This window comes from Actinoalloteichus sp. AHMU CJ021, from assembly GCF_002895405.1.
Classification (GTDB): domain Bacteria; phylum Actinomycetota; class Actinomycetes; order Mycobacteriales; family Pseudonocardiaceae; genus Actinoalloteichus_B; species Actinoalloteichus_B caeruleus.
On the sequence record NZ_CP025990.1, the window covers coordinates 6,495,783 to 6,509,042 of the forward strand.

Sequence of the window (13,260 nt, forward strand, 5' to 3'; positions counted from 1 at the left end):
CACGCCGTCAGGACTTGCCGAACTCTTTGTTGATGATGTCGAAGATCTCGTCCGCGCTCGCCGACGAGAGCTCGTCGTGCTCAGCACCGACATCCGCGTCGTGCTGCCCGCCGGTCCACTCCGACAGCAGCGCCCGGAGCCGGGCGGTGACGGCGTCGTGGCCGGCGCTGTCGGTGGCGGCCGTGGACAGCACGAACGCCAGCCTGTCGATCTCGGCCAGCACCGGAAGGCCGGTGTCCTGGACGTCCTCGAGCACCTCCGCCCTGAGGTGCCGGGCGAGCGCCGCCGGCGTGGGGTGGTCGAAGACCAGCGTGGGGGGCAGGCGGAGGCCGGTGGCGGTGGCCAGCCGGTTGCGCAGCTCCACGGCGGTGACCGAGTCGAAGCCGACCTCGCGGAAGGCCCTGTCGACCTCGACGGCATCTGGTGAGGAGTGGCCGAGGACGGCGGCGGTGTTGGTGCTCACCAGGGCCAGCACCGCCTTGTCCCGTTCGGACTCGGGGAGTTCGGCGAGCCGGTGGCGGAACGTGGCGAGGTCCTCGACGGCCTCGTCGTCACCGGCTCCGGTGCCCTCGAGTGCCCGTTGTGCCTCCGGCAGCTCGCCGATCAACGGCCTCGGGCGGGCCGAGGCGAACGCGACGGCGAACCGGGCCCAGTCGACGTCCGCGACGACCAGGCACGTCTCGTCGGCCTCCAGCGCCTGTCGTAACGCCTGGGTCGCCAGCCCGGGTCGCATCGGCGGGACGCCCCTGCGGCGCATGTGTTCCTCGGCGGCGTCCCGCACCATGCCGCCCTCGCTCCAGGCACCCCAGGAGATCGAGGTCGCCACCCGGCCCGCCGCGCGGCGGCGTTCGGCCAGGCCGTCGAGGAACGCGTTGGCCGCCGCGTAGGCTCCCTGCCCTCCACTGCCCCAGACGCCGGCGGCGGAGGCGATGAGCACGAAGGCGTCCAGCGGGTGATCGCCCAGCAGTTCGTCGAGGTGGACGGCGCCGGCGACCTTGGCCTCGGCCACCGCGGCGAAGTCGCCCAGGCTGGTGTCGTCGATCGACAGGTCGAACTGTCCGGCGCCGGCCGCGTGCACGACGGCGGTCAGCGGAGTCCGTTCCGGGAGTCCGGCCAACAGGTCGGCCAGCCCCTGGCGGTCGGTGACGTCGCAGGCGGCGATCGTCACCTCGGTTCCGAGTTCGGTCAGCTCGGCGGCGAGGTCCGCCGCGCCTGGGGCGTCCCAGCCGCGTCGGCTGGTCAGCACCAGGTGCTCGGCACCGGAGCCGGCCAGCCAGCGGGCGAGGTGCGCCCCGACCCCGCCGGTGCCGCCGGTCACCAGCACGGTTCCGCTCGGCGTCCACGGCTTGTCCGCCGGGGTGGCCGGTGGGCGGGCGCGCACGAGACGCCGGCCGAGCACGCCGGTCGGGCGGATCGCCAGCTGGTCCTCGTCCCCGATGCCGGCGAGCGCGGCGCACAGCAGCGGCGCGGTCCGCTCGTCGAGCCTCGCGGGCAGGTCCACCAGGCCACCCCAGCGTCGCGGGGTCTCCAGTGCCACGACCCGACCCAGGCCCCACACGAGGGTCTGGGCGGCGCTGACGATGTCGTCGGTGTCGACTGGGACGCCGTCGCGGGTGAGCATCCACAGGGGGGCGTCGAGGTCGAGGTCCGACAGGGCCTGCGCCAGGGCCAGGGTGGCCGCCGCGCCTCTCGGGAGCACCGGATGCTCCGGGTGCGGCCGCTCGTCCAGTGCGAGCAGGGAGAGCACGCCACGCGGGGTCGCGGCGGCGAGCCGTTCGTCGAGGAGGGCGACCAGCGTCTCGCGGTCCGGTGTCGCGGGTTGGACCGGCACGACGTCGGCGCCGTGGGCGGCCAGTGCCTCGGCCAGTTCGGTCGCCGCGGCGCGCGCGGCCGCATCGTCCGGGGTGACGAGTAGCCAGGTGCCGGAGAGGTCGGTTCGGACCGTGGCGTTCAGGGGTCGCCAGGCGATCCGGTAGCGCCAGGAGTCCAGGGTGGACTGCTCCTGGTTGCGCCTGCGCCAGGACGAGATGGTTGGTAGCACGGCCTCCCACAGGGGTCGCTGCTCGCCGGGGTCGTCGAGGTCGAGTTCCCTGGTGAGTGCCTCGAGATCCTCTCGTTCGACCGCGTCCCAGAAGGCGCTGTCGACCGCGTTCTGGCCGGCGGCTGCCGGCGCCGCGGGTTCGGGCCAGTACCGCTTGCGTTGGAACGCATAGGTCGGCAGGTCCACGAACGCGGCCGGACCCGCCCCCACCGGCACCCACTCCACCGGCAACCCCCCGAAACCACCGGTGTTCGTGCCCTCGGGCAGGACGACCTCGGCCAGCACGTCCTCGCCATGCCGCCAGGCAGCGGACACACCCTGGAACAGCGGACCGTAGTCCAACCCCGCCGCAGCCAGTTCTGGGTACAACCCCGCCGTGTCGACCTCCCGGGCACCCGCCGGGGGCCATCCACCACCCGCCACGTCCTCGGGCACCACACCGCGCACCGGGGACACCGTCCCCGTGGCATGCCGAGTCCAGGACTCCGCGTCACCGACCCGCGAGTACACCGCGACCGACGTCCCATCCACGCCCTCGTCGATGACGACCTGCACGGTGAGACCATCCTCGGTCTCCGGCAGCACCAACGGCGCGTACAGGGTCAGGTCCTCAACCGTGGAACAGCCGACCTCGTCGCCCGCGCGCACGACCATCTCCACCACAGCGGTCCCGGTGCCGGATCACCCGCTGCTGCGAGGGACCGTTCGGCGCGGTCAACCCGTTGGACGCCCCGTCCTGGTTGACCGCCGTACCCCGCACCACCGCCAACACCGGATGCCCCAACCTGCGGGCATCCGAGAGCTTCTCCACCAGCAGGACACCGACACCCTCGGACCACCCGGTCCCATCCGCGGCCTGCGCGAAGGACTTGCACCGACCGTTCGCCGACAGCCCCTGTTGGCGGATGAACTCCGCGAAGGTCACCGGGCTGGCCATCACGGTCACACCGCCGGCCAGCGCCATCGAGCACTCGCCCGACCGCAACGCCTGGGCAGCCAGGTGCAGGGCCACCAACGACGAGGAACACGCCGTGTCCACCGTCACGGCCGGCCCCTCGAGACCGAAGGTGTAAGCCACCCGTCCGGACAGCACGCTGCCGGTGTTACCGAGTCCCATGAAGGCCTCGACACCGTCAGGCACGCCCTCGACGCCCGCGCCGTAGTCGTGGTACATGACGCCGGCGAACACACCGGTCCTGCTGCCCCGCAGCGACCCCGGATCGACACCCGCGTTCTCGAATGCCTCCCACGAGGCCTCCAGCAGCAGCCGCTGCTGCGGGTCCATCGCCAGGGCCTCACGCGGCGAGATCCCGAAGAACCCGGGATCGAAGTCGCCCGCCTCGTAGAGGAACCCGCCCTCGAGGCTGAACTCGTAGTCCGCGTCGGGTGGGGCGACATCGAGCAGCCGCTCGATGTCCCAGCCCCGGTCCGTCGGGAAACCGGCGATCCCGTCGCCGCCGTTCCGCACGAAGTCCCACAGCTCGTCCGGGTTCGACACGCCCCCCGGGTAGCGGCAGGCCATGCCCACGATCGCGATCGGCTCGTCCACCCCGGACAGCGCGGGCGCGACCTCCGCCTCCGTCGGGCGGAGGTCCAGCACCTCGGCCAGCACGTGCTCCGCCAGGGACAACGGTGTCGGGTAGTCGAAGACCAAGGTCGCGGGCAGCCGGAGACCGACGTCCCCGTTCAGCCGGTTCCGCAGTTCCACGGCGGTCAGGGAGTCGAATCCGAGCTCGGTGAAGGCCTGGTCGACCCGCACGTCCGCGGCGGAGCCGTGGCCCAGTACGACGGCGACCCGGGAGCGCACGAGTTCCACGACCCTGGTCAGCTGGTCGTCGTAGGTGCGGTTGGCGAGCTCGGCTACCAGTCCCTGGTCACCGGCCGTGGACCTGGCGGTCCGACGGTGGGAGACGCGCACGAGTCCGCGCAGCACCGGGGGGAGGTCCTCGGCGCCGGCACGCACCCGCAGCGCTGCCAGGTCGAGCCGGACGGGTGCGACGACGGCGGAGTCGACCCGGAGGGCCGCGTCGAACAGTGCCAGGCCGTCGGCCGCGGGCAGCGGTGGGAACCCGGCCCGCTCCATCCGCCTCCGGTCGGTCTCGGTCAGCCGACCGGTCATGCCGCCTTCCGCCCACGGGCCCCATGCCAACGACCGGCCGGGCAGGCCGAGGTCCCGGCGGTGCTGGGCGAGCGCGTCGAGGAACGCGTTCGCGGCCGCATAGCTCCCCTGACCGGGTGATCCGAGCACGCCGGCGACCGAGGAGAACAGGGCGAACAGCGAGAGGTCCAGATCCCGGGTCAGCTCGTGCAGGTGCCACGCGCCGTCCACCTTCGGCCGCAGCACGGCCGCCAGCCGCTCCGGGGTCAGGGACACGGCGACGCCGTCGTCGAGGACACCGGCCGCGTGCACGACACCCACCAGCGGGTGTTCGGCCGGGATGTCGGCCAGGACCTGGGCGAGCGCGTCGCGGTCTGTGACGTCGCAGGCGACGGACCGGATGTGGGCGTCGAGGTCATCGAACTCGGTGGTCTCGCCTCCTCGGCGGCTCACCAGAACCAGGTGTCGGACGCCGTGCTCCTCCACGAGGTGCCGGGCCACTCGCGTGCCGAGCGCGCCACGGGCACCGGTGACGAGCACGGTGCCGTCGAGGGTGGGGACGGACTCCTCTGACGGGGACGTCCTGATGAGCCGGGGTGCCGCGACGGCGCCGTCGCGGACCGCCACCTGCGGCTCGCCCGAGGCCAGGACGGTGTCCTGGACCTCGGCGAGTTCGGTGTGCTCGTCCAGGTCCACCAGCACGAAGCGACCGGGGTGTTCGGACTGGACCGTGCGCAGCAGTCCCCACACGGCGGCCTGGGCGAGGTCGCGGCCCTCCGTCGCTCCCCGGGTGACGACCAGCGCGGTGCCCGTCTCCTCGGCCACCCATCGCTGGACCAGGTCCAGTGCGGCGCGGGCCTGGTCGTGGGTGCCGGCGACGACGTCGGTCGTGCGGGAGTCGAGCTCCAGCACCGTCACGTCATGGTCGGGATCGTCGGCGACACGGGTCACGGGTACCCAGCCGGTGGTGTGCAGCGCGTCCCGGGGGTGAGTGGGTCGCGGTCCGGACGCCGAGCGCAGCACCAGCGATCCGACGGACGCGACCGGCAGACCGGTCCCGTCGGCGAGGAGCAGCGAGAAAGCCGTTCCGGTGCGGGTGATCCGCACCCGGGCCGTGGTGGCGCCCACCGCGAACACCGCGACGTCGGACCAGGAGAAGGGGATTCCGGCCGCGCCCTCGCCGGTGCCGTGGGACAGCCCGATCCCGTGCAGGGCCGCGTCGAGCAGGGCCGGGTGCAGTCCGAACCCGGTGACGTCGATCTCGTCGGGCAACCGGACCTCGGCGAAGACGGTGACGTCGTCGCCGTCGGTCCGGCGCCAGATCGAGCGCAGGCCCTGGAACGCCGGGCCGTAGTCGTAGCCGATGTCGGCGAGCCCCGGGTAGAAGCCGTCGAGGTCGACGGGCTCGGCGCCCTCGGGCGGCCAGGTCTCCAGGGTGTCCCGGGCCGTGACGGTGTCGCTGGTGAGGAAACCGCTGGCGTGCCGGGTCCAGTCGCTGTCCTCGTCGAGTCGCGAGTGGACGCTGACCTGACGGCGGCCGTCCGTGGCGGGAACACCGACGGTGACCTGGAGTTGGAGGACGTCCTGGGCCTCCAGGACGAGCGGTGCCTCGAGGGTCAGTTCCTCCACGAGCCCGCAGCCCGCCCGTTCCCCGGCGTGCAGCGCCAGGTCGACGAACGCGGTCCCCGGCAACAGCACGGAGCCGAGGACGGTGTGGTCGGCCAGCCAGGGGTGCGTACCGAGGGACAGGCTGCTCGTCATGACCAGGCCGTCCCTCTCGGCCAGGGTGACGGCGGCGCCGAGCAGCGGGTGGCCGCCGTCCTGGATGCCCACGCCGGCGAGGTCCCGGGCGGGGCTGCCGGAGAGCCAGAACCGGCGGTGCTGGAAGGCGTAGGTGGGCAGGCTGACGGAGTGGGCCCCGGTCCCGTCGAAGAACGCGGACCAGTCGACGGTGGCTCCCCGCACGTGCAGGTGCGCCAGGGCCGTCACGGCGGTGCGCGTCTCGTCGCGGTCCCGGCGCAGCGCGGGCACGAACGCCAGGTCGGCGCCGGGGAGGCTGCCGGCGCCGAGCGCGCAGAGCACCCCGTCCGGCCCCAGCTCCAGGAAGGTGGTGACGCCCTGCTCGGCGAGGTGGGACACCCCGTCGGAGAACCGCACCGCCTCGCGGACGTGGCGGACCCAGTACTCGGCGGTCCGCACCTCGTCGGTGACCGGACGTCCGGTCAGGTTGGAGACGAGGGGGATCCGGGGGCTGTGGTAGGTCAGGGTGTCCGCGACGGCACGGAACTCGTCGAGCATGTCGTCCATGCGCGGTGAGTGGAACGCGTGGCTCACGCGGAGGCGCCGCACGTCACGGCCGGCCTCCTCGAAGCGGCGGGCGACGGCGAGGACCGCGTCCTCGTCGCCGGAGATGACCACCGTGTCGGGCCCGTTCACGGCGGCCACCGACACCCGGTCGTCGAGCAGCGGTGCCACCTCGGCCTCGGGTACCCGGAGGGAGACCATCGCTCCACCGGGTGGGAGTGCGCCCATGAGGCGACCGCGGGCGGCGACGAGGGTGACCGCGTCGTCGAGGGACAGCACCCCGGCCAGGTGGGCGGCAGCGAGCTCGCCGATCGAGTGGCCGAGCAGGTAGTCGGGTGCCGCTCCCCAGGACTCGACGAGCCGGTGGAGGGCGACCTCCAGGGCGAACAGGCCGGCCTGGGTGTACTCGGTCTGGTCGAGGAGGTCGCCGCCGTCGAACACCACGTCCCGGAGGGGCCGGTCCAGTCGCTGGTCGAACGCGGCGCAGACCGCGTCGAAGGCGTCGGCGTACGCGGGGAACGCCGTGTACAGGTCACGGCCCATGCCGGGCCGTTGTGAGCCCTGCCCGGACAGCAGGAACGCGGTCCTCCCGGTCGTGGGGGAACCGGTGAGGCCGTCGCTGGTCCCCTCGGCCAGAGCGGCCAGTCCCTCCCGGGGGTCCGGGCCGAACAGGACGGCGCGGAACTCCAGGGCGCTGCGGGTCGTCGCGAGGGAGAAGGCCAGGTTCAGGGGGTCGGGGTCCTCGGTCAGGTGGTCGAGCAGGCGGTGTGCCTGTGCGGCGAGCGCCCGCTCGGAGTGGGCGGAGAGCAGCCACGGCACGGCGTCCGCTGGTAGGCGCCTGGTCCTCGGCAGCGGCGCCGGTACCTCGGTGTCCGGCGCCTGTTCGAGGATGGTGTGCGCGTTGGTGCCGCTGATGCCGAAAGCGGAGATCCCGGCACGGCGCGGGGCTCCGTCGGTGGTCCAGGGGCGTGCCTCGGTGAGCAGCGAGACCGCGCCGGATTCCCAGTCCACGTGCGGGGTGGGCTCGTCGACGTGCAGGGTCCTGGGCAGCACTCCGTGCCGCATCGCCATGACCGTCTTGATGACGCCGGCGACGCCGGCGGAGGCCGCGGTGTGGCCGATGTTGGACTTCAGCGAACCGAGCCAGAGCGGCCGGCCCGGGGGCCGCTGCTGCCCGTAGGTCGCCAGCAGGGCGTGCGCCTCGATCGGGTCGCCGAGGGTGGTCCCGGTGCCATGTGCCTCGACCATGTCGACGTCCGAGGCCGACAGGCCGGCGCTGGCCAGGGCCTGTCGGATCACCCGCTGCTGAGAGGGGCCGTTCGGCGCGGTCAACCCGTTGGACGCCCCGTCGGAGTTCACCGCGGAACCCCGCACCACGGCGAGCACCTCGTGCCCGTCGCGGATCGCGTCGGACAGCCGCTGCACGAGCAGCATGCCGACGCCCTCGGACCACCCGGTGCCGTCGGCGGACGCGGCGAAGGACTTGCAGCGACCGTCGGCGGCGAGTCCCCGCTGGCGGCTGAACTCCACGAACGCGGCAGGGGTGACCATCACGGCGACGCCACCGGCGAGCGCCATCGTGCATTCGCCGGCGCGCAGCGCCCGCACCGCGAGGTGCAGGGCCACCAGGGACGACGAGCAGGCGGTGTCGATGGTGACCGCGGGGCCCTCGAGCCCGAGTGCGTAGGCGACGCGACCCGAGACCACGCTCGTGGCGGTGCCGGTCATCAGGTGGCCCTCGGTGCCGTCCTCGGGTTGCCCGCCGGCGCCGTACCCGGACGGGGAGGCGCCGACGAAGACGCCGACCTGGTCGCCCCGCAGCCGCCCTGGTTCGATCCCCGCGCGTTCGAGGGTTTCCCAGGAGACTTCCAGCAGCAACCGCTGCTGGGGATCCATGGCGAGGGCTTCCCGGGGGCTGACGCCGAAGAACTCGGGGTCGAAGTCGCCCGCCTGGTGCAGGAAGCCACCTCGGGTGACGTAGGAGGTTCCGGTTCGTTCGGGGTCCGCGTCGTAGAGGGCGGAGATGTCCCAACCCCGGTCAGCCGGGAACTCGGTGATGCCGTCGCCGCCCTCGGAGACCAGCTGCCACAGGTCGTCCGGGTTCGCGACGCCGCCAGGGAACCGGCAGGCCATTCCGACGATCGCGATCGGTTCGTCCGCCGCGACGGGGTCCGCCACCGTCGGTGAGGCGGTGACGGTGCCGAACAGCCTCTGGTCGACCAGGGTGGCGAGGGCGGTCGGCGTCGGGTGGTCGAACACCACGGTCGCCTGGAGCCGCACGCCCGTCTCGGCTGTCAACCGGTCGCGCAGTTCCACCGCCGTCAGGGAGTCGAACCCGAGATCGCGGAACGCCCGGTCGGGGCGTACCGCGTCAGGGGACCCGTGTCCCAGGACGAGCGCGGCCTCCGCGCGCACCACGGTCGTGAGCCGTTCGACGCGCTCGGTGCCGGGAAGCCCGCCGAGGGCGGCGCGGAGAGCGGCCGCCGCCTCCGAGCCGTCGTGGCCGGGGCCGGGTTGGGTGCCGGGGCCGGTGGACTCGAGGATCCGCGTGACCTCGGGCAGCGCGGTGAGCAGCGGTCTCGGCCGCGCGGCGGTGAACACGGGCACGAAGCGTTCCCAGTCCACGTCGGCGACGGTGACCGTCGTGTCGTCGTGGTCGAGCGCGCGCTGGAGGGCGGTGATCGCCTGCTCCGGTGCGAGGGTTCGGATGCCGCGCAGCCTCAGGTGCTCACGCTCGTCCTCGTCGACCATGCCGCCGTCCGCCCACGCGCCCCAGGCGAGGGAGGTCCCGACCCGTCCCCGTGCTCTCCGCTGTTCCACCAGGGCGTCGAGGTAGGCGTTGGCCGCGGCGTAGGCGCCGAGCCCGCCGCTGCCCCAGGTGGCCGAGATGGACGAGAACACCACGAACGCGTCGAGTTCCCGGTCGCCGAGCAGGTCGTCGAGGTGGGCGGCGCCGCCGGCCTTCGCGGACATCTCCGCGGCGAACTCCGCGCCGCTGAGCTCGGTGAGGGCGGCGGCGGAACCGACACCGGCGGCGTGCACGACGGTCCGCAGCGGCGGCCCGTCCCCGTCGATGTCCTCGATGACCTCGGCGAGCGCGGCCCGGTCCGCGACGTCGCAGGCGACGACCCGCACCCGTGCTCCGAGGGCCTCCAGCTCGGCGACGAGCTCCGCCACGCCGGGAGCAGCCGGGCCTCGCCTGCTGGTCAGCACCAGCCGCGACACCCCTCCCCCGGCCAGCCACCGGGCCACGTGCGCGCCGAGCGCGCCGGTGCCACCGGTGATCAGCGCGGTGCCCCCGGCGCGCCAGGTGTTCGACGCCAGGCCGCGCACGTCCCGCACGAGGCGCCGGGCGAACCAGCCGGACGACCGGATGGCGACCTGGTCCTCCGTTCCGTCGGTCACCAGGGCGGTGAGCCGGTCGACGGCGCGGTCGTCGAGGTCCGAGGGGAGGTCGAGCAGGCCACCCCAGCGGCGGGGCTGTTCGAGCCCCATGACACGGCCCAAGCCCCAGATGGCGGCCTGGGAGGTGCTGGTGAGCGGGTCCGAACGGCCCACGGACACCGCGCCGCGCGTGGCGGTCCACACGGGGGCGGCGATGCCGGCGGCGTCCAGTGCCTGGATCAGGACAGGGGTGTCCGCCATTCCCGAGGTGAGGACCGGGTGGGCGTGGTGCTCGCGCTCGTCGAGCGGGAGCAGGGAGAGCACGGTCGTGACGGTGCCCGGCTCCGGGCACACCTCGGCCAGTCGTGCCGCGAACTGGCCCCGGTCCGGGATGGCGTGGACCGTGACGACCTCGGCTCCGCGCTCGCGCAGGGCCGCGACCAGGCGGGTGGCCTGCTCGTCGTCGGTCGCGCCTTCGGGGAGGGCGACGAGCCACGTACCAGTGAGCTCGGGGCGTCGCGGGTCGTCGCCGCGCCGCCAGGTGACCCGGTAACGCCAGGAGTCGGCGGCGGCGGTGTCCCGATGCCGCTTGCGCCACGCGGCCAGTGCGGGCAGGGCAGCCGCGAGGGGGGCGACGTCCTCGTCCCCACCAGCCAGGGCGGCCGGGTCCTGGCGTTCGACGGCGTCCCAGAACCGGCTGTCCTCGGCGGAGGGTTCACCTCCGCCGCGTGGCGTGGGCCAGTAGCGGTCGCGTTGGAACTCGTAGGCCGGCAGCGGGGTGCGCGAGGCACCGGTCCCGGTGAAGAAGAGGGACCAGTCCGGTCTGGGACCGTTCGCGTGGACGCGGGCGACCGCCTCCACGGCGGTGCCGACCTCGTCGCGGTCATCCCGCAGCGCCGGCACGACCGTGTTCTCGGTGCCGGGCAGGCACTCGCGGGCCATCGCGCACAGGGCACCGCCGGGGCCCAGTTCCAGGAACACTCCCGCACCGCGCTCGCGCAGCACCCGGATGCCGTCGGTGAAGCGCACCGCCGAACGGACGTGGCGGACCCAGTAGTCGGGGTCGCGGATCTCCCTGGCGGACAGGACGGTGCCGGTCACGTTGGAGACGATCGGGATCTCCGGTGCGGCGAAGGCCAGTCCCTCCGCGACGCGCCGGAACTCGGCCAACATCGGTTCCATGCGGGGCGAGTGGAAGGCGTGGCTCACGGCGAGCCTGCGCACCCTGCGGCCGCGCGACCGGAACTCCTCGGCCAACGCCTCGGCCTCGTCCTCGTCACCGGAGACGACCACCGACGTGGGTCCGTTGACCGCGGCCAGACCGATCCGTTCGCCGATCAGGGGCAGCACCTCGGCCTCGGTGGCCTCCACGGCGATCATCGCTCCACCGCCGGGCAGCGCCGCCATCAGGTTGGCGCGCGCGGCGACGAGCGTGGCGGCGTCGGCGAGGGACAGCACCCCGGCCGCGTGGGCGGCGGTCAGCTCGCCCGCGGAGTGGCCGAGCAGGAAGTCGGGCCGCACCCCCCAGGACTGGAACAGCCGGAACAACGCCACCTCGACGGCGAAGAGGCCGGGCTGGGTGAACCCGGTCCGGTCGAGCGCGGCGGGATCACCGAACACGACGTCGCGGAGCGGCCGGTCGAGGTGCTGGTCCAGTTCCGCGCACGCGGCGTCGAAGGCGGACGCGTAGCTCGGGAACGCCTCGTACAGGCCACGCCCCATCCCGACGCGTTGGGAGCCCTGCCCGGAGAACAACACCGCGAGCAGGCCGGAGGAGGCTGTCGCCCGCACCACGTTCGGCGACGCCGTGCCGGTGGCGAGGTCCTCGAGTCCGCGCAGCAACTCCGCGTGGTCCCGGCCGAGCACGACGGCCCGGTGTTCGAGCGCGGCTCGTCCCGTGGCGAGGGAGAAGGCGACGTCGACGGGGTCGGCCTGGTCGACGTGTGCTCGCAGCCGCCGGGCCTGGGTGCCCAGGGCGCTGTCCGAGGCGGCGGACACCAGCCACGGCAGGACCGGGGGGACGGTGTCGCGTCGCCGCTCCGGTCGGGTTGCGGCGGGTGCCTGCTCGACGATCACGTGCGCGTTGGTGCCGCTGAGCCCGAACGCGGAGACACCTGCCCGACGTGGATCGTCCCCGGAGGGCCACGGCGTCGCCTCGGTCACGAGCGTGACGCCGCCGGACCAGTCGACGTGCGGGGTGGGCTCGTCGACGTGCAGGGTCGCCGGCAGGACACCGTGGCGGATGGCCTGCACCACCTTGATCACCCCGGCGACGCCGGCGGCGGCCTGCGCGTGGCCGATGTTGGACTTCATGGATCCGAGCAGGAGCGGACGCCCGTCCCGCCTGGCCGCGCCGTAGGTGTCGAGCAGCGCCTGCGCCTCGACGGGGTCGCCGAGCACGGTTCCGGTGCCGTGGCCCTCGACCGCGTCCACCTGGTCCGCTGTCAGGCCCGCGTTCGCCAGCGCCTGGGCGATCACGCGTTGCTGGGCCGGGCCGTTGGGCGCGGTGAGCCCGTTCGACGCGCCGTCCTGGTTGACCGCTGATCCTCGGAGGACGGCGAGCACGGTGTGCCCGTCCCGCACGGCGTCGGACAGCCGTGCCAGTACGAGCACGCCGACGCCCTCAGCCCATCCGGTTCCGTTCGCCGAGGCGGCGAAGGACCGGCATCGACCGTCCTCGGCGAGCCCGCCCTGGCGGCTGAACTCGGCGAACGCGGTCGGATCCGTCAACACGGCGACGCCACCGGCCAACGCGAGGGAGCACTCGCCGTTGCGCAGGGCCTGCGCCGCCAGGTGCAGGGAGACCAGGGACGAGGAGCACGCGGTGTCCACGGTGACGGCGGGACCCTGAAGGCCCAGGGTGTAGGCGACGCGTCCGGAGACGACGCTGTTCGCGGTACCGGTCAGGTAGTAGCCGGCCAACTCGTCGGTGGCGGCGCGCAGCGCGGCCTCGTAGCCGGAAGGGGAGACACCGGCGAACATCCCGGTCGGGGTTCCGCGCAACGACACCGGGTCGATGCCCGCGTGCTCCACCGCCTGCCACGCGACTTCCAGCAACAGTCGCTGCTGCGGGTCCATGGACATCGCCTCGCGCGGGGAGATGCCGAAGAACCCGGCGTCGAAGCACGGCGCGTCCTGGATGAACCCGCCCTCGTAGGTGCGGGATCCGCCGGCCTGGTAGAGCGCGTCGACGTCCCAGCCCCGGTCGGTGGGGAAGCCACCGACGGCGTCCCGCCCGGAGGCCACGAGTTCCCACAGCGAGTCGGGGTCGGTGACGCCGCCCGGGTAGCGGCAGCCCATGCCGATGATCGCGATGGGCTCCCTGGCGGCTGAGGCGAGCTTGGTGTTCTCCCGCCGCAGCCGGTCGACCTCCTTCAGCGACGCCCGCAGCGCTTCCAGCGTCCTGTCCGCAGAGCCCGCCATCACTTCCCCC

Annotated in this window: 2 protein-coding genes; both read right to left on the bottom strand. The window is 73.6% G+C overall.

Features of this window, described 5'->3' with window-relative positions; genetic code table 11:
• Positions 1–7 precede the first annotated feature (7 nt).
• Complete coding sequence (locus C1701_RS26095) at positions 8–2,689, bottom strand: SDR family NAD(P)-dependent oxidoreductase (RefSeq protein ID WP_337661994.1); 2,682 nt, start codon at positions 2,687–2,689, stop codon at positions 8–10.
• The gene (locus C1701_RS26100) at positions 2,652–13,250 is read right to left on the bottom strand and encodes a type I polyketide synthase (protein WP_103056843.1); all 10,599 of its coding nucleotides are present in this window, start codon (positions 13,248–13,250) and stop codon (positions 2,652–2,654) included. Before C1701_RS26100 ends, C1701_RS26095 begins: the two co-directional genes overlap by 38 nt.
• Positions 13,251–13,260: the final 10 nt, after the last annotated feature.